The sequence below is a fragment of the Parafilimonas sp. genome, from assembly GCF_047606085.1.
GTDB lineage: Bacteria > Bacteroidota > Bacteroidia > Chitinophagales > Chitinophagaceae > Parafilimonas.
The window spans coordinates 1-17508 of record NZ_JASGEX010000221.1; the positions used below are offsets into that span (position 1 = coordinate 1).

Genomic DNA, 17508 nt, shown 5'->3' on the forward strand with positions numbered 1-17508 from the left:
AATGCATTTTCCTGCTTTATACTTAACAAAAGACAAACGTAGATAACTTCTGCCCAATCTCTTTAAACCCGCATTCTTATCCACATTTGGGAATTATTTCCACCTAATTTAGATGCGTTTGCCCTGCCAATTGCTACAAGTTTGTCTTGAATTAATGCCATAAAACATAAATTTCGCTTATGGCATTTTAATTGAACGTATCTACTTTCGCTGATTTTAGCGTTTTAAATGACAAACTGACTTTTTGAAAGGAATATGAATAAATTTATGCTTAGTGACGAAGATGCAGATTTTTTGCCCATCATACCCATTAATGAAAACGACGACCAGGATAAAAACCTGGTAGTTCCGGATACGCTTCCACTTTTACCTTTACGAAATACAGTGCTTTTTCCCGGCGTTGTGCTGCCGATAACCGTTGGCCGCGATAAAAGTATCAAAGCCGTGAACGAAGCTTACAAAGGCGATAAGCTTATTGGCGTGCTGTCTCAGAAAGATGCGAATGTAGAAGAGCCGGGGCCGGCCGATATGTGCGGCATAGGCACGGTTGCCAAAATTGTAAAGCTGATAAAAATGCCCGATGGCGGCACCACCATCATTATACAGGGGAAAAAAAGGTTCAGCGTAACCGGTATCATTCAAACAGAGCCTTATTATACCGCATCCATCCAGGTGCTGGCAGAAAATGAGGCGCCCCCGGAAGAAAGCTTCGAGGCGCACCTGGCATCTATCAAAGACCTGGCTTCGCAGATCATCCAGATCTCGCCCAACCTTCCCGCAGAAGCGGCCATCATCCTTAAAAATATAGAAAACCCTGCTTTCCTTATTAATTTCGTAAGCAGCAACTTAAACAGCGATGTAAGTGAAAAACAAAACCTGCTGGAAATTGACGACCTTGAGCTTCGCGCAGAAAAACTGATTGAGCTTTTGCATAAGGAACTGCAGTTTGCCGAACTGAAAAACAAAGTAACCACGAAAACACGCACGGAGATTGATAAACAGCAACGCGAATATTTTCTGCAGCAGCAATTAAAAAGCATTAAGGATGAACTGGGCGGCGATACCAATGAACGGGAGATTGCCGAAATGAAGAAAAAAGCGGAGCAAAAGAAATGGTCGGAAGCGGCGAAGGAAATGTTCAAAAGCAATATTGCCAAGCTGGAGAGAATGCATCCTACCACACCGGATTACTCTGTTATTTATAATCATCTTGATCTTTTGCTCGACCTGCCCTGGCAGGAATACACGCAGGATAATTACGACCTGAAGCATGCCGCCAGGGTGCTGGATGCCGATCATTACGGCATGAGGAAGATTAAAGAGCGCATTCTTGAATACATTGCCGTTTTAAAGCTGAAAGGCGATATGAAAAGCCCGATACTTTGCTTTACCGGGGCGCCCGGCATTGGCAAAACATCGCTGGGCAAAAGCATTGCACATGCCATTGGCAGGAAATATGTGCGGGTGAGCCTGGGCGGCCTGCATGATGAAAGCGAAATACGCGGCCACCGCAAAACATATATCGGGGCCATGCCGGGCCGTATTATCCAGAATATCAGGAAAGTGAAATCATCCAACCCTTTAATGGTTTTGGATGAAATTGATAAAGTGGGCACTGATTTCAGGGGCGACCCTTCTTCGGCTTTGCTGGAAGTACTGGACCCGGAACAGAACAATACTTTTTACGATAATTATCTTGAACTGGAATACGATTTAAGTAAAGTATTATTCATTGCAACGGCGAATAATATTCAAAATATACAACCTGCCTTACGTGACCGTTTGGAGATAATTGACCTGAGCGGCTATGCCGTTGAAGAAAAGATACAGATAGCGCAGCGCCATCTTGTTCCCAAACAAAAAGAGGCGCATGGCTTGGGTAAGCTTACCCTTAAAATAAGCGATAAGGTTTTGCAAAAAGTGATTGAGAACTATACCCGCGAAAGCGGCGTGCGCGAATTAGACAGGCAACTGGCAGCTATCATGCGCAACAAGGCAAAGGAGTTTTCTTTGCGTGGCAGGGTTTCACCTACGGTTTCTTTAAGCGATATTGAAAAAATACTTGGCACGCAGAAATACAGCAACGAAATTTATAAAACTGCAAACATGCCGGGTGTGGCCGTTGGCCTTGCCTGGACGTATGTTGGCGGTGACATTCTTTTTATTGAAAGTATTTTAAGCGAAGGCAAAGGCGAATTAAAACTTACCGGCAACCTCGGCAATGTAATGAAGGAAAGCGCAGCCACGGCATTAAGTTATTTGCAGGCGAATGCAAAAAAGTATGGCATTGACCCATCCGTTTTCAGTAAGAAAAACATTCATATTCATGTGCCGGAAGGCGCTGTGCCAAAAGACGGGCCGAGCGCCGGTGTTACCATGTTAAGCTCACTGGCGTCTGCATTTACGGGCAGAAAAATTAAACCGTATCTCGCCATGACGGGTGAGATCACTTTACGCGGACAGGTATTGCCGGTGGGCGGCATTAAAGAAAAAGTACTGGCCGCCAAGCGGGCCGGTTTAAAAGACATCCTGATGTGTTATCTCAATGAAAAAGATGTAAAAGAAATTGACAGCAATTTCATTAAAGGCATCACGTTTCATTATGTAAAAAATATGCAGCAGGTGCTTGATATTGCGCTGGTGTGATTACGTGAATCGCGTTCAATCGTAAAATCTGCAAGCTCTAAAGTTCGGAGCAATAAACAATATTCAATTCTTGAAGACTTTACAATTCAACATTGATTACTGTATTGTTGAATATTGAATATGTTGGTCAGTTGTAAGAAGAATGCTTCGCATTTAATTTTTCTGGAGTACGGGCTTTTGTATTTCATGGCATCCGGGTTGCAGCTTGTCCGCCGCGGCGGATCGCATCACTTATACTATGGCTTTTTATGGCAGCTTAAGCTTCCTGTTTTGAATAACGGTCAGACGCCTGGAAAAGCCAGACCAATACCGCCGACATTCTTCAGTTAATTTTATAAAATTGTATTCAGCTAACATTTATTCGTACAAGTTTGATTTTTCAATGGTCTAATGGAACCTCGCTATGTACATTCCCCTGTGTGAGAAAAAATTATCATGCTCGGTTTCATTCGTGCATATTTGTTTTTTCAATGGCCTCATGCCTGTCCCGAACTTGCTTCGGGAGAACCTCGCTATGTACCTGCCTCGCCGGCAGGCAGGCATTCCCCCTCCCGAAGCTGGTTCGGGACAGGTTGTGTGAGAAAAATTATCATGCTCGGTTTCATTTTATTGAAAGTATATTAACAGTTATTATAACAGGATAAAACATTACTTCATGAAAATTCTGCTCCAATATTTAAAACCATATAAATGGCTGGTGGTACTGGCTTTGCTGCTGGCTGCCATCAACCAAAGCTTTTCCATGCTCGACCCGTATTTCTTTGGGAAATTCTTTGATAAATACCTCGTGCATCCTTTCGATACCGGCTATTTTGATGCACACAAAAATTTTATTAAAACAGCCACCCGAACAACCAATCAATTTATCTGGGGCGTAATTGGTTTCCTGGGAATATTTATCGGCGTGGCCATGGTATCAAGAATTGCAAAAGCCTTCCAGGATTATTTTACCAATGTGATTGTGCAAAAATTTGGTGCAAAAATTTTTACGGATGGTTTAAAACATTCCATGCTGCTGCCTTACCAGGATTTTGAAGACCAGCGCAGCGGCGAAACGCTTTCTATCTTAACCAAAGTAAGGGCCGATACAGAAAAATTTATTATTTCGTTTATCAACGTTTTATTCGCCATTATAGTGGGCGTTATTTTCGTAAGCGTTTATGCTTTCAGCCTGCATTGGTCCATCATGCCTATTTATACGCTTGGCATTGCTGCGCTGGCATGGCTTACCAGTTTTTTAAGCAGGAAAATAAAACTCATACAAAAAAATATTGTAAAAGAAACCAATGCGCTGGCAGGTTCCACCACAGAATCGCTGCGCAATATTGAACTGGTAAAAAGCCTTGGCTTAACCAACCAGGAAGTTGACCGGCTGAATAAAAATACCTACAAAATACTTGGCCTTGAATTGCGAAAAGTAAAAAGCATAAGAACGCTGAGTTTTATACAAGGCACTTTTGTAAACTTTTTGCGGCAGGTGATTATGTTTACACTGGCATGGCTTGTTTTCAGGGGGCAGTTAACGGCAGGGCAGGTTATGACGCTCACCTTTTATTCCTTCTTCATATTCGGTCCGCTGCAGGAAATAGGCAATATCATTATGTCTTACCGTGAAGCCGAAGCTTCGCTGATGAATTTTGATAATGTAATGAAAAGGCCGGCCGAAAGAATGCCTGCTTCACCCATACATATCGGCAACCTTGAAAGACTGCGCTTTAAAGGTGTTTCGTTCAGGCATCAAACGGCGCAATACAAAGCGCTTGATGATATAAGCTTTGATGCAGAAAAGGGTGAAACTATTGCATTTGTTGGCCCTTCCGGCGCAGGCAAAAGCACCCTGGTAAAAATGCTGGTGGGATTATATAATCCGCAAACGGGCAATGTGTATTATAACGGAGTTGACAGCAGCGAAATAGCGCTTGAAGACCTGCGAAAACAAATTGGCTTTGTAACGCAGGATACACAATTGTTCGCAGGTACCATAAAAGAAAATCTCTTATTTGTGCATCCCGGCGCCGGTGATGATGACCTGCTGGATGCCTTGCACAAAGCCAGTTGCCAGAGCTTACTGGAAAGAGCCGATAACGGCATCAACACGGTTATAGGCGAAGGCGGCTTAAAATTAAGCGGGGGCGAAAAACAAAGATTAAGCATTGCGCGTTCTTTATTGCGCAAACCGCATTTACTGATATTTGATGAAGCTACTTCCTCGCTGGATTCTATTACGGAAGAGGAGATAACCGCAACCATTAAAGAAATATCGGAGATGAAAGAGCAGGTTACGGTTTTAATTGCGCACAGGCTTAGCACCATCATGCACGCCGACAGGATTTATGTGCTGGAAAAAGGCCGCATAGTTGAAACAGGCACACATTATGAATTGCTGGAAGAAAAAGGTTTGTACTATGCCATGTGGCGCCAGCAAATCGGAGAAAGAAAATTTGCTGTTTCAAAACAACCTGCCTAATTTGTGTTAGCTTTATTGGAAATTGCTGTTTATTACAGTTTCAAAAAAAATTATTAATAAAAACCACCGCGATAGGCATAGATAATTTTTGATTTGCAGCATTTTGCATATATAATTTGTCTATCTTGGTGGGTAATTAACAAATTACCTGCATGACGGAACAATCTATTTTAGCCGGCTGTCTTAAAAACGATCCTGTGGCACAACGGGAGTTGTATAACCGGTACAGCCCCAAAATGCTTTCAGTTTGTTATCGTTTCGCACAAAACCGGGAAGATGCTGAAGACATGCTGCAGGAAGGGTTTATCAGGGTGTTCACACAAATAAATTCTTTTCGCAACTCAGGTTCTTTTGAAGGCTGGATAAGAAGAATAATAGTGCATACTTGTATCAACTTTCTTAAGAAACACAAAAAGTTCAGTGAAAGCCTTGATCTCGCTTATGTAACAGACGTTCAGGTGAAAGAGGAAACTGTTCCGTCTTTAATGATGGTGAGGCAGGTAGTTGAATGCATAAGACTATTGCCGATTGGTTACAGAACAGTTTTAAACCTATATGCAATTGAAGGTTACAGTCATAAAGAAATAGCACAAATGCTGGATATAGAAGAAAGCACGAGCCGCAGCCAATGCACCAGGGCCAAAACAATGCTGGAAACAATTCTTGTTAAAAAGAAAATTATTGAAAAGCCTGCTGGAACATATTCTCTAACCGCAGCTTTTAAGTAGTACTGAATAAACAGAGCAATGCACGACTCCAACCATAGGGATGATTTTGAAGAATACCTTAGGGAGCATGTGGATAGCCACAGGATGTATCCTTCCGAACGCGTTTGGCAAAATATACGGGGCAAAGTGCATACACCTAAAAAATGGCCTGCTCTTTCTATCTTTACTGTATTAATTATTTCGGGCCTTTTAATAGGCACCATTCTAAATAAACCTGTACCAGATGCCATAACGCCAAACTTTGCTTTTTCACAGCAAAGCCCGCACAATGACGAAGTGAGCAATAAAATAAATGAGCCGGTAAAAGATAATGCACCACTTGCCGGCAATAATTATGCTGTAGATCAAATAACTTCCCGCACCATAAATACTGTTGCAGAAAAAATAAGAATTGACAATGCCATTGCCCTGCAGCTGGCCGCTATAGAAGCCCCCGCACGAACAACAACCAACATTACAGATATTACAGTTAGCAATATGCCTTATGTTAACACATTCTCTGCACCTTATGTGCCGGGCAACGCTAAAACAATTGCTGCCGCAAAGAGCAACGTTAATGCAGCCAACGCCAATATGGATGATCATCTTAACCAAACATCCCCTTCGTTTACATTCAGGAATATAGATAATTACTTTTTCAATATCACGTCAAGATTAAGAAGCATCTTAAATTCGGGGCCGGCATATACGCCTGCCGGAAGCGCAGCTTTCTTTCAGCCCGGCAAAAGCAGTTTCAACTACAGCTACCACGATTATTTTGAATTAAAAGCATTGTCAAAACATAAAGACATTTTGCCTTCTTTAAAAAATTTTGGAAGAGGTTTAGATTTATCAGGGCTTGATTTCAGGTTTTACCTAACGCCTTCTGTTAGCTACCGCAGGCTTAAGGAAAATACAGGCTCGGCCAAACAAAGCACAGATGCATCTTCGGAATCGAGCTCCTCTGTAAATCCTTCGGTTGCTATAAACCAAAGCCCCGCACTTGGATATGAAACAGGCCTGGGCCTCGGTTATAAGTTAAATAATAAATTCACGCTCACGGGCGGCGTTCAGTTTAATATAAGCCAGTACAATATAAAAGCCTTTACCTATACACAAGATGCGTCAGCAGCCGTTACATCAGATGAAGATGCGGATGCAGAAAATACGGTTTCCAGCTTAAAAAGCGAATCAGCCACCAAACCGCTTGGCATTAAGAACCGTTATTTCCAGCTATCTGTGCCTGTAGGTATTGAATGGAATATCTTACACTTCGGAAACTTCAGCTGGGGCTTAGGCAGCACAATTCAGCCTACTTATACATTTAATAAACAACCGCTCATTATTTCTTCCAGTTATAAAAACTATACTAACGGATCAACTTACGTGCGCAACTGGAATGTGAATGCAAATCTTGAAACATTCCTGGGTTATACCACAGGCAGCTACCGCTGGCAGATCGGCCCGCAGTTGCGTTACCAGGTGCTGCCTTCGCTTGTTGACAAATATCCTAACAAAGAATACCTGGTTAACTATGGTATTAAGATAGGTGTGGTAAAACAGCTTAAATAATAGCAGCAGCCTTAAAAATTTAAGCCCGATACGTTTTACAGAAACTTAACAATGCCTGATTCCGGAATTGCCAGAACAGGAATACATGCTTTTAATATAACTTCACTTTCTAAATTCCGTTTGCATGCATGCAGTCACGCCATCTTCCATAGTTGAATATATACTGCGAAAAGATGCTTTCAGCCAATGGCTGGGCATAGAACTGCTTGAAATAAAAGAAGGCTACAGCAAAATAAAAATAAGCGTTCGGCAGGAAATGGTAAATGGCCTGAACGTGGTGCATGGCGGCATTGCTTTTTCACTTGCCGACAGGCCTTTGCATTTGCCTGTAACAGCCGCAATAATTTATCACTGGCTTTGGAAACGGCCATATCGTTTTTAAAACCGGTATATATTGGCGATGAATTAATGGCCGAGGCCAAAGAAATGCGTAATGGTAACAATACGGGCGTTTACCTTGTTGAAATTAAAAACCAGCATCATCAATTGATTGCATTGTTTAAAGGCACCTGCTACAGAACAGGAAAACCAGTGGTTTAAGTTTTGCATCAATATTTCATTCGTACAAGTTTGTTTTTTCAATGGTCTCATGCCTGTCCCGAACTTGCTTCGGGAGAACCTCGCTATGCACATTCCCCTCCCGAAGCTGGTTCGGGACAGGCTGTGTGAGAAAAATTATCGTGCTCGGTTTCATTGATTTTTTAAATTCGCACCTTACCAAAAATAACCTGCACGTGAAAAATTATTGTTTAAAATCTTTTGTATGCTGCTGCACAGTTTTTGTATTGGCATCAGGCGCAATTGCACAACCCGTTCCCGAACCTTCGCTATACCAGCAAACCAGCGAAGTGAATGATATTATGGTACAATACAATGCAGACTACCGCAATCTTACACGCTTTTATGTTATTCAGAATTCACCGGAAAGAAGAGAAAGATTATTGTCAACAGTTAATGAATACATAGATAAGCTCGGCCAGCTTGATTTTGATAAGCTCAATGCCGGCACGAAAGCAGATTATATACTTTTTAACCGCGACCTGCATGAAGAACAATATCAGCTTGAAAAAGAAGCAAAGGAATATGATTCTGTAAAACAGTGGTTTCCTTTTGCCGATAGTATCTATGCGTATGAACGGTTGCGCAGGCGCGGCGCTGTACCTGATGCGCAACAGCTTGCTGCCGGCCTGAATAATTGGGGCAAACAAATACAATCGCTGCAAAAACGACTGGCCCTGCAATCATCCATCTCTTTTAACCTGGGCGAACGGGCAGCCGGCGCCATTGAAGGCTTGCAGGATGCATTAAAAAGCATTTATAAGTTTTATAATGGTTACGACCCCATGTTTACCTGGTGGGTGCCCCGGCCGTACAAAATAACAGACAGTTTGCTGAACGTATATGCCGGCGATATTAAAGCAAAAGAAAAAAGTGCACTACCGCCCAAAAAAGACAGCAGCGGCATAAAAGGAAACCCAATAGGCCTGGAAGGCTTAATGCGCGGGCTGAAATATGAAATGATTGACTATACGCCCGATGAACTTATTGCAATCGCCAACAAAGAATATGCATGGTGTATGAAAGAAATGCTCAAAGCCAGTAATGAGATGGGTTTTGGCAATGACTGGAAGGCGGCATTGGAAAAAGTAAAGCAAAGCTATGTGCCGCCGGGCCAGCAGCCTGCGGCTATGTTTAAGCTGTATAATGAATCGGTGAATTTTATTAAACAGCACAACCTGATAACCATTCCGCCACTGGCGGAAGAAACATGGCGCATGAGCATGATGTCGCCGGCAGACCAACGGGTAAACCCTTTCTTTTTAGGCGGCGAGGAGCTTATTATTTCTTATCCCACAAATGATATGAGCGAAGAAGATAAAATGATGAGCATGCGGGGCAACAACCCGCATTTCTCCAGGGCAACCGTGCACCATGAGCTGATTGCAGGACACCGGCTTGAATTTTATATGATGAGCCGTTATAAACCATACCGCCGCCAGTTTAATACATCGTTCTGGATAGAAGGCTGGTCCTTATATTGGGAGATGCTGCTGTGGGACCTTGGCTTTCCGCAATCGCCCGAAGACCGCGTAGGCATGTTGTTCTGGCGCATGCACCGTTGTGCAAGAATCATTTTTTCCATCAACTATCATACAGGCAAATGGAGCCCGCAGGAATGCATTGATTTTCTGGTTGACAGTGTAGGCCATGAGCGCGCCAATGCGGAAGGCGAAGTGCGCCGTTCATTTGAAGGCGGCTATGATCCTTTATACCAAATAGGTTACATGATCGGCGGTTTGCAGATCATGCAGTTAAAAAGAGAACTGGTTGACACAAAGAAGATGCGTTACAAAGATTTTCATGATGCCTTTATTCAGCAAAACACTGTGCCGATAGAAATGGAAAGGGCCATACTGGAAAATTTGCCGCTTACAAAAGATTATAAAGCCAACTGGAAATTTTATCAGTTCTGAGATTAACCAGCCGGCCCTTTTGCGGCCGTTCATACAAACAGGAAATAATTTTACCGGCATAGCGCTCTTTATGTTAATTAAACAAGCGGTTGTTTTAATAATTCTTTGTTTACCTTGCCGCTAACTAATTTACTTGAAGAAGGTTTTTACCATATTACTGCTTTCTATTCATCTTTTTAATGTTTTTGCATACAGGCTGCTTTTCTCAGTGATGGAACAATCTGCCGGCAGAAACATGATTGCAATACTGGATAACAACAATTATGAGGAGAGCGAGCTGGTGTTATTAAAGTTTGCCCTGCACGCGCCTTATATTCAAAATAACGGCGCCTGCCAGCGATGCGACGGGCAGGTGGAAATGAACGGGGTTCAATACAACTATGTAAAGCGGATGGTGCGCAACGATACTTTATACCTGTATTGCATTGCCAACAGGCAAAAAACAGACATTAACAACTGCAGGCTTGTATATGCCAGCCATTATTCGTGCAATTCAAGCGACAAAAAGGCTGAACAGGGTATACTTAAGCAATTTAATGCCGGCAATGAATACCATACTACAATAACAGGATTTAACCTGAATGCGCTCCTTGCCTTAATACATAAAACGGCCGCCCTTAATAACTGTGCTACGCTAAAAGGTTTTATACGGAAAACCATACAGCCGCCCGACTTGTTTGTTTAAGCTTTTAACATTCTTCCGTTAATTGTTACAGACGGGCCTTTAAACAGCGCCCGGCAGATTCCGTAAGTTATATCTCCTTCATCAGCAGGCAAACAATAAGCCGCGTAAACAATCATAACGTCGTTATGAGGCTGTATAAAAGACTGGCTCGGAAGATAGAGCTACAAAAGGCGCAAGGCTTTGATTTTGAATCTTAATTTTTCGTGCCTTAGCACCTTCCTGGCAAGACATTCTTTTTCAAACAACCTCTCAACGCAAACAAATAAAAACTACAACTATGAAATTAAGAACAGAACCGGTTGGCAGTGTGCCACGCCCTAAGTACCTGGTGGAAGCATTAAGCGCTTATGCACAGCAGCAGATAAGTGAAACCGAACTGCAGCAGTTATTTGACAAAGCATTGCAGGACACCATTCAGCGGTTTGAAGAAACAGGTTCGCCCGTAATAACCGACGGCGAACAAACAAAGCCCAGTTTTGCCACATATCCCGTCAGCGGCATAAAAGGCCTCTCGCCCAATGGCGTTGTTATCCCCTTTGCTGACGGCCACACCAGGCAGTTGCCCACAATAACTTCAGGGCCGTTTCATTATTCAATGTATGCAGACCGTTATTTAATAAAAGCAAAACAATTAACAACACTGCCGGTGAAGCAGGCTGTAATTGCCATATCGGCTATCAGCTTATTATATCCGCAGCAAGGCATTGAAGGTTATTCGCAGGAACAGTTTATCAGTGATTTGGTGAATGAAGCCGAAGCCGATATAAGAAAATGCCTGAACAGCGGGGCATACAATGTACAGATAGATTTTACAGAAGGAAGGCTGGCTTTAAAACTCGACCCTTCAAAAAGCTTATTGCGATCATTCATTGATCTTAACAACAAAGTGCTGGCACGTTTTTCTGCGGAAGAAAGAAAACGGATCGGTGTGCATTCCTGCCCCGGCGGCGATCACGATTCCACACACAGCGCAGATATTAACTATGCCGATCTGTTGCCTTTATTGTTTGAATTGAATGCAGGCAATTTTTATCTGGAATATGCAGGTGAAAAAAACAAGCAGGATGTATTGCAATCCATCAAAGAAAATATTCGCCCGGATCAAACGGTCTTTATCGGCGTTACGGATGTATTGAGCCCGCGCGTGGAAACACCGGAAGAAATATGTGATACCGTTATAGAAGCAGCAGAAAAAATACCGCTGCAGCAACTCGGCACAACAGATGATTGCGGCTTCTCTCCTTTTGCCGATGACCTTTCCACATCAAGGGATACAGCGTTTGCAAAAATAAAAGCTCGTATTGAAGGAACAAAGCTCGCTGAACAAAAACTATCAAAATAAATATAACAATCATCTGTTTGGGTGAACAGGTTTTCATTGACGGTAACGGCATAATAAGAAATCAGCTATGTGCGTTGAGCTATAAGCAGAGCATCTTTGTAATCTGTGCCGCTTAACATTTGCAGCTTATAACTACAGCCATCACCAATCCCTCATTCGTGGAAAACTTTCTAAGCGGAAATAATTATATCCCGGCAAATGGCGCGTTATTTGCCAATCGGGTTTTAACAGGATAAACAATAACTATGAATAAAGCAAAACATCGCGCCGGCATTGTAACGTATGCGTTAATTGTACTGGCAATATTTGCAGGTTTCAACGCCTGCAAAAAGGATGATGTGGAGGATTACCTTTTTTCTTTCGCTTCATCACTTGACGGAACGCAGGCCATACCAGCCAATAGCGAAACAGGAACAGGCGCCTGCTACGCAACTTATGATTCCATTAAAAACCAGCTTGCCTATACCATTACCTGGGATGGCTTAACCGGCACGCCTTCATTAATTAACTTCCAGGTACCGGATGGAGATACCGGCTATATCAATATTCCCGTAACAAATTCTTTTTCAAGCAATGGGGTTTCGGGTTATTTAACCATTGACCAGCAATATGAAGCCGCCTTGCTTAATTATACCTGGTATGTAAATGTAAGCACTGCCGCATACAGCGATGGTGAAATAAGAGGTCAGCTTTTAAAACCTCAAAAATAATCAGGCACATAATCAATCGGCCGTGTAAATCAAGCATTCCAGCAAGTACTGTGTGCCTGGTATGCACATTTCCTTTTTGTTAAACTGCAACTTAAATTCGTTAAGATAACTATCAGAAATCTGCAGGCTGTATCTTTGCACGCTTATGCAAAAACGGCGGTCGGTAGCGTTTCACACTTTGGGCTGCAAGCTGAACTTTTCAGAAACATCCACGCTTTCCAGGTTATTGGAAGCGGATGGTTTTGAGAAAAAAGACTTTGATGATAACGCCGATGTATATGTGATAAACACCTGCTCCGTTACTGATAATGCCGATAAGGAATGCCGCCAGCTTGTAAGAAGAATACAGCGCAAAGCGCCGGAAAGCCTCGTGGTAATTACCGGCTGTTATGCCCAGTTAAAACCAAAAGAAATAGCAGCAATACCAGGCGTTGATTTAGTGTTGGGCGCCGCAGAAAAATTCAATATCACCCGGCATTTAAAGGAACTGCATAAAAATGATTCAGCTAAAATATGCAGTTGCGATATTGAAACCGTTACCGGTTTTAATACTTCATTTTCTGTAAACGACAGAACAAGAACTTTCTTAAAAGTGCAGGATGGCTGCGATTACAGTTGTTCTTTCTGCACCATTCCCATGGCGCGTGGCAAAAGCCGCAGCGACAGTATTGATAATGTTATTCGCAATACAAAAGAGCTTGCTGCAAAAGGGGTGAAGGAAATTGTATTAACCGGTGTAAACCTCGGCGATTTTGGGAAAGGCCCGGATGGCGAAAAACATACGCAGAACTTTTATCAGCTTATACAGGAATTAGATAAAGTGGAAGGCATTGAGCGTTACCGCATATCTTCTATCGAACCCAATTTACTAACCAACGATATCATACAGTTTGTGGCCGAAAGCAAACGCTTTATGCCGCATTTTCATATACCGCTGCAAAGCGGCAGCAATAAAATTTTAGGCTTAATGCGCCGCCGTTACCGCAAGGAATTATATGCAGAAAAAGTAGCTGTTGTAAAACAGTTCATGCCGCACTGCGCCATTGGCGTTGATGTGATTGTTGGCTTTCCTTCAGAAGATGCTGCTGCCTTTAATGAAACGTTTGAATTTCTGCATAACCTTGATGTTTCTTACCTGCATGTATTCACTTATTCAGAAAGAGATAATACCAAAGCGCTTGAAATAAATCCTGTCGTGGCTATGCATACAAGGTATGAGCGTAATAAAATTCTGCGCAACCTGTCTTATCAAAAGCTGCAATATTTTACTGCACAGCATGCCGGGCAAACAAGAAAAGTGTTGTTTGAAGACCATAACAAAAACGGCATGATGGAAGGCTATACCGATAATTACATCCACATTACAACTCCTTACCGCCATGAATGGGCAAATGCAATTGTGGAGTGGAAGATGTAGTTTTTGATCGTTTCCCTTTCAATAATCAATTTTCAATACGAAATGCTCAAAGGTTCACCTCCCAATGATTATTGGTCATTGCGTATTCAATGTCGTTTGGTTAAGGAATATTTGTAAAGTCCCTCTCCTTTGGAGAACTTGTCCCGACCATTCGGGAGGGATTTAGGGTGAGGTCAAAACAAGGTTAACTAAACGACATTGATTGTGTATTGATTATTGTATATTTTAAAAATTAAACCTTTAAGCAAACATTGGCTTTTCATATACCCAATAACACGCCGTTCATGAAGTTTTTAAACAAAAAATCATTACTTGTTCCCTGCTCATTTTTTTCTTTTTTACTGTCCTGCAAGAATAATAACAGCACAGCAGAAAGCAGTGCCATCAGTTCTGCACAAGCTGTTCCCCAGATCAGCTATTCAGTAATAAAAGCTTTTCCGCACGATACTTCTTTATTTACAGAAGGATTGGTATTTTATGATGGAAAAATTTATGAAAGCACCGGCTCGCCGGCAGATATCCCGTTTACAAAATCATTGGTTATCGCAAACGATTTATCAACCGGCGGTTTGGAGAAGAAAATTGAACTGGATAAAAAGAAATATTTCGGAGAAGGCATTGTTTTTCCAAATACTTTTCCAGCATCACATTTACAATTTCGTTCCAGCCGGCATTGAAGCTTGTAACAGCAAAAATCAGGACCGTTTACTGCAAAGCTTTCCAAACCTTCATGCATAAGCCTTAAGCGTGTTTTATCGCCTTCTTCAAATAGCTCGAATGTTACAACAGAATAACCGGAATAACCTTTATAAACCCAGCTATACTGTAATTTTTTATACGGAATCACTTCCAGCACCTTGCATACATGCACGTATTCCTCGCCTTCGGCCGGTGAGGACACATGACCGGTAGCGGGTTCTACAGATGGGTGTCCCACCCACCTGCGAAATTTGAAATTAACTCTTTTTCCTGATCAGTTTTGGCGGCATGTATAATTTTATAAAATATAATAACATGCAAAAGCAGCTTTATCTGCCGGATGAATTACTGATTGCATATTGCAGGTTAAGAGGAAGCCTCAAAAATAAATTGAAGGCTTTGAGAATCGCTTAAACGAAACCTTTCTCCATCAGGTATCCGAATAAAAAAGAGGCTGACTCGACTTTTGAGACAGCCTCTGTTCAACTCAACATCCCTTTTGCCGGCTAAACTATTACGAACCATTGATTCGTATATTAATACAAATTTTTAAATAATTCGGTTATTTATACGAAAATTTCTTAAATTCGATTAATTAAACGAATTAAGATGCTACAGGCTGTTATCACTGCCGATATTGTTAATTCCACCAGGATGAATAAAAAACAGGAAACGCAATTGCTGCAAACACTGGAAGGGCTGTTTGCTGACCAACCGCATGAGTTTTTCAGAGGCGACAGTTTCCAGGTATTGGTGTTGCAGCCGGCACTGTCGCTGCAACTGGCATTATTATGCCGCACGGCTGCCATAGCGCTGGAGCCCGAGAGCAGGCCTTTTGATATACGCATGGGTATCGGTATAGGCTATGGCGCCGGCAATACCGGGCATTTGTGGCAGTCAAAAGAAGAAGCTTTTATATTATCCGGCCGGGCATTTGATACTTTGGCAGGAACGAACAGCCGGATGGCCATGGCGGCGGCGGATCCGGTGGCCGCCGAAGCATTGCAGGTAATATCCCTGTACCTTGATGCGATTTGTGCGGGCATCACCGGCAGGCAGGCTGCCACGGTGCATTATTTGCTGCAGGGCCAGTCGCAGCAGGCGGCGGCGCAACAACTGCAAAAATCGCCCAGCACCATACACCAGCATCTTAAGGCTGCGCGGTGGCCGGAAATGCAGGTAATTTTGCAGCATTATCAAAACATCATAACCCTTATGCCAAATGATAACCAATGAAGCGCTCACCTGGCTCGTAAGGCTGGTGCTGGCGCACCTGCTGTCTGACTTTATATTGCAGCCTAAAAGCTGGGTGGCACATCGTGCCCGGTACCATTACCGGTCGGTAAAACTATACCTGCATATAGCCGTAACCACCATAACCGCAGCCTTGCTCACCGGCCTGCAACATGCCAGGGTGCTGCCTGTAATAGCCGTTACCCACTGGGCTATTGATGGCTGGAAATCGTATAAGCCCGCCACCGCAAAATATTTTATCGCAGACCAGTTGCTGCATTTACTGGTGATAGCAGCCTGCTGGTGCAGTTGTTACCCTGGTGTGCTGCTGTCCCTGTGGCAGCATTTGCCTGATATCGGCCTGCATGGCTGGGTATTGATAACAGCCTTTGTATTTGTAACAGCGCCGGCCGGCATACTTATCGGACAGCTTACCCATAGCTGGCGTGAAAAGGTGGAAGACCCGGATCATAATCTTGCCAATGCCGGTAAATGGATAGGCATTGCAGAAAGGGTGATCGTATTGGTGCTGGTATTATACAGTCAGTTTTCTGCCATTGGGTTGCTGGTAGCAGCAAAAGGTATTATCCGTTTCCAGGAAAAAGACAGGCAGGAGGTTAAAACGGAATACCTTGTTATCGGCACTTTACTCAGTATTGCTATCGCCATTATTACAGGCGTACTGGTAAAACTGAGCCTGCATATATAAGTTGGTAGGCCGGCTTCAGGCATTATAGTTAGCCAAAGGGATGACAACCTTTGAAAGGTTGTCATCCCGCGTTGCGTGTTTTCGTTTGCTGAACGAGGCTGTTCCATGAGGCTTCTGTATGAAGGCTTGCCAGGTCGCTATCCTGCATCAATGTTTTTGTGTCTGAGAACCCGGCATTGATGGCTGCTTTAAGATAAACCAATGCCGCCGGGGTATTTCCCGCTAAAGCAAAATAGCAGGCCGTATTATAATCTGATATTTCGTATTTACCTGTTTTAAAACCATCCATCAACTGTTCAGCATTTGCACTTTGGGCAGATGAATGATTCAATGATAAACAGGTGACGGTCAAAATAAAGAGCAATGTTTTCATACAGTTAATTTTTCATTGATGAGTTTCCAACACACGACACAATAATAATTCAATTGCAATATTAATTTGCAGTTTGCGAATCATTAGCTGGTCTATCCTTAAATTTACTCAATCATCTTTGCAATAAATGCTTATCTTGTAACCTATGCATCATTTTCATCAATACAAACAAAGGCTTTCTCAGCAAAAGGAACATTTGCTGAAAACCTACCCTATAAAAACATTGGGATTGTTTGGTTCTGTTGTTAGAAATGATTTTACAACAGATAGCGACATTGATGTGATTGTAGAATTTACCCGGCCTGTAGGTATGGAATTTATTGAACTGGCAGAAGACCTTGAAAAGATTTTATACTAAGTTGCTTTAATAATTCCGAAATTAAATTGTAGTAAAGATATCAGCTCATCCAATTGATATTCGAGATTAGAGAAGAACTGCTCAATTGCCGATTGAAACTCCTCAAAATACTGGTA

16 protein-coding genes and 1 pseudogene are annotated in these 17508 nt (G+C 42.5%); 15 read left to right on the plus strand and 2 right to left on the minus strand.

Annotated features, from left to right (window positions below):
* The first annotated feature begins 267 nt into the window (after positions 1-267).
* The 12 genes from lon to QM629_RS19675 all read left to right on the plus strand — a co-directional run bounded on the left by lon (position 268) and on the right by QM629_RS19675 (position 14697).
* Positions 268-2646, plus strand: a complete 2379-nt coding sequence (gene lon, locus QM629_RS19620) for an endopeptidase La (RefSeq protein WP_415161606.1) — start codon at positions 268-270, stop codon at positions 2644-2646.
* A gap of 655 nt (positions 2647-3301) precedes the next feature.
* Entirely contained in the window at positions 3302-5113 is a 1812-nt protein-coding gene (locus QM629_RS19625) for an ABC transporter ATP-binding protein (protein ID WP_415161607.1), read from the plus strand.
* A 152-nt stretch (positions 5114-5265) separates the two neighbouring features.
* On the plus strand, positions 5266-5841 hold the full coding sequence (locus QM629_RS19630) for an RNA polymerase sigma factor (RefSeq protein WP_415161608.1): 576 nt from the start codon (positions 5266-5268) through the stop codon (positions 5839-5841).
* An 18-nt stretch (positions 5842-5859) separates the two neighbouring features.
* A complete protein-coding gene (locus QM629_RS19635) occupies positions 5860-7392 on the plus strand; it encodes a hypothetical protein (RefSeq protein WP_415161609.1) in 1533 nt (510 codons plus the stop codon).
* Between the two features lie 124 nt (positions 7393-7516).
* A complete protein-coding gene (locus QM629_RS19640; protein WP_415161610.1) occupies positions 7517-7774 on the plus strand; it encodes a PaaI family thioesterase in 258 nt (85 codons plus the stop codon).
* Positions 7750-7932 carry a hotdog fold thioesterase gene (locus QM629_RS19645; RefSeq protein ID WP_415161611.1) on the plus strand — a complete coding sequence of 61 codons (183 nt, stop codon included), beginning with the start codon at positions 7750-7752 and terminating at the stop codon, positions 7930-7932. Before QM629_RS19640 ends, QM629_RS19645 begins: the two co-directional genes overlap by 25 nt.
* 194 nt (positions 7933-8126) lie before the next feature.
* On the plus strand, positions 8127-9866 hold the full coding sequence (locus QM629_RS19650; RefSeq protein ID WP_415161612.1) for a DUF885 family protein: 1740 nt from the start codon (positions 8127-8129) through the stop codon (positions 9864-9866).
* 133 nt (positions 9867-9999) lie between these two features.
* The gene (locus QM629_RS19655) at positions 10000-10551 is read left to right on the plus strand and encodes a hypothetical protein (protein WP_415161613.1); all 552 of its coding nucleotides are present in this window, start codon (positions 10000-10002) and stop codon (positions 10549-10551) included.
* A 277-nt stretch (positions 10552-10828) separates the two neighbouring features.
* Positions 10829-11893 carry a cobalamin-independent methionine synthase II family protein gene (locus tag QM629_RS19660; RefSeq protein ID WP_415161614.1) on the plus strand — a complete coding sequence of 355 codons (1065 nt, stop codon included), beginning with the start codon at positions 10829-10831 and terminating at the stop codon, positions 11891-11893.
* A 245-nt stretch (positions 11894-12138) separates the two neighbouring features.
* A complete protein-coding gene (locus tag QM629_RS19665) occupies positions 12139-12603 on the plus strand; it encodes a CHRD domain-containing protein (protein ID WP_415161615.1) in 465 nt (154 codons plus the stop codon).
* Positions 12604-12748: 145 nt separating this feature from the next.
* Complete coding sequence (gene mtaB / locus QM629_RS19670) at positions 12749-14020, plus strand: tRNA (N(6)-L-threonylcarbamoyladenosine(37)-C(2))-methylthiotransferase MtaB (RefSeq protein WP_415161616.1); 1272 nt, start codon at positions 12749-12751, stop codon at positions 14018-14020.
* Between the two features lie 284 nt (positions 14021-14304).
* Positions 14305-14697 (plus strand): glutaminyl-peptide cyclotransferase, encoded by a 393-nt coding sequence (locus tag QM629_RS19675; RefSeq protein WP_415161617.1) that lies wholly within the window; start codon positions 14305-14307, stop codon positions 14695-14697.
* Between the two features lie 50 nt (positions 14698-14747).
* On the opposite strand, the pseudogene QM629_RS19680 reads toward QM629_RS19675, so the two are convergent.
* A pseudogene (locus tag QM629_RS19680) lies at positions 14748-14957 on the minus strand (SRPBCC family protein); the annotation flags it as partial.
* Positions 14958-15328: 371 nt separating this feature from the next.
* Here QM629_RS19680 and QM629_RS19685 point away from each other — a divergent pair.
* Positions 15329-15955: a hypothetical protein gene (locus QM629_RS19685; RefSeq protein ID WP_415161618.1), complete on the plus strand. Its 627-nt coding sequence runs from the start codon at positions 15329-15331 to the stop codon at positions 15953-15955.
* A complete protein-coding gene (locus QM629_RS19690) occupies positions 15942-16661 on the plus strand; it encodes a DUF3307 domain-containing protein (protein ID WP_415161619.1) in 720 nt (239 codons plus the stop codon). The genes QM629_RS19685 and QM629_RS19690 overlap by 14 nt, the downstream gene beginning before the upstream one ends.
* Positions 16662-16722: 61 nt before the next feature.
* Here the strand turns inward: QM629_RS19690 and QM629_RS19695 are convergent, their stop codons facing one another.
* Positions 16723-17034, minus strand: coding sequence for a TPR end-of-group domain-containing protein (locus QM629_RS19695; protein ID WP_415161620.1), 312 nt, complete (start codon positions 17032-17034; stop codon positions 16723-16725).
* A 145-nt stretch (positions 17035-17179) separates the two neighbouring features.
* On the opposite strand from QM629_RS19695, the gene QM629_RS19700 reads away from it, so the two are divergent.
* Entirely contained in the window at positions 17180-17392 is a 213-nt protein-coding gene (locus QM629_RS19700; protein ID WP_415161621.1) for a nucleotidyltransferase family protein, read from the plus strand.
* Positions 17393-17508: the final 116 nt, after the last annotated feature.

What these genes read in the sequence shown, in the direction of transcription:
- QM629_RS19660 (WP_415161614.1), top strand. Translation starts at nt 10,829, where the DNA reads ATGAAATTAAGAACAGAACCGGTTGGCAGTGTGCCACGCCCTAAGTAC.
- QM629_RS19685 (WP_415161618.1), top strand. Translation starts at nt 15,329, where the DNA reads ATGCTACAGGCTGTTATCACTGCCGATATTGTTAATTCCACCAGGATG.
- QM629_RS19640 (WP_415161610.1), top strand. Translation starts at nt 7,517, where the DNA reads ATGCATGCAGTCACGCCATCTTCCATAGTTGAATATATACTGCGAAAA.
- QM629_RS19695 (WP_415161620.1), bottom strand. Translation starts at nt 17,034, where the DNA reads ATGAAAACATTGCTCTTTATTTTGACCGTCACCTGTTTATCATTGAAT.
- QM629_RS19630 (WP_415161608.1), top strand. Translation starts at nt 5,266, where the DNA reads ATGACGGAACAATCTATTTTAGCCGGCTGTCTTAAAAACGATCCTGTG.
- QM629_RS19635 (WP_415161609.1), top strand. Translation starts at nt 5,860, where the DNA reads ATGCACGACTCCAACCATAGGGATGATTTTGAAGAATACCTTAGGGAG.
- mtaB (WP_415161616.1), top strand. Translation starts at nt 12,749, where the DNA reads ATGCAAAAACGGCGGTCGGTAGCGTTTCACACTTTGGGCTGCAAGCTG.
- QM629_RS19675 (WP_415161617.1), top strand. Translation starts at nt 14,305, where the DNA reads ATGAAGTTTTTAAACAAAAAATCATTACTTGTTCCCTGCTCATTTTTT.
- QM629_RS19665 (WP_415161615.1), top strand. Translation starts at nt 12,139, where the DNA reads ATGAATAAAGCAAAACATCGCGCCGGCATTGTAACGTATGCGTTAATT.
- lon (WP_415161606.1), top strand. Translation starts at nt 268, where the DNA reads ATGCTTAGTGACGAAGATGCAGATTTTTTGCCCATCATACCCATTAAT.
- QM629_RS19690 (WP_415161619.1), top strand. Translation starts at nt 15,942, where the DNA reads ATGATAACCAATGAAGCGCTCACCTGGCTCGTAAGGCTGGTGCTGGCG.
- QM629_RS19625 (WP_415161607.1), top strand. Translation starts at nt 3,302, where the DNA reads ATGAAAATTCTGCTCCAATATTTAAAACCATATAAATGGCTGGTGGTA.
- QM629_RS19700 (WP_415161621.1), top strand. Translation starts at nt 17,180, where the DNA reads ATGCATCATTTTCATCAATACAAACAAAGGCTTTCTCAGCAAAAGGAA.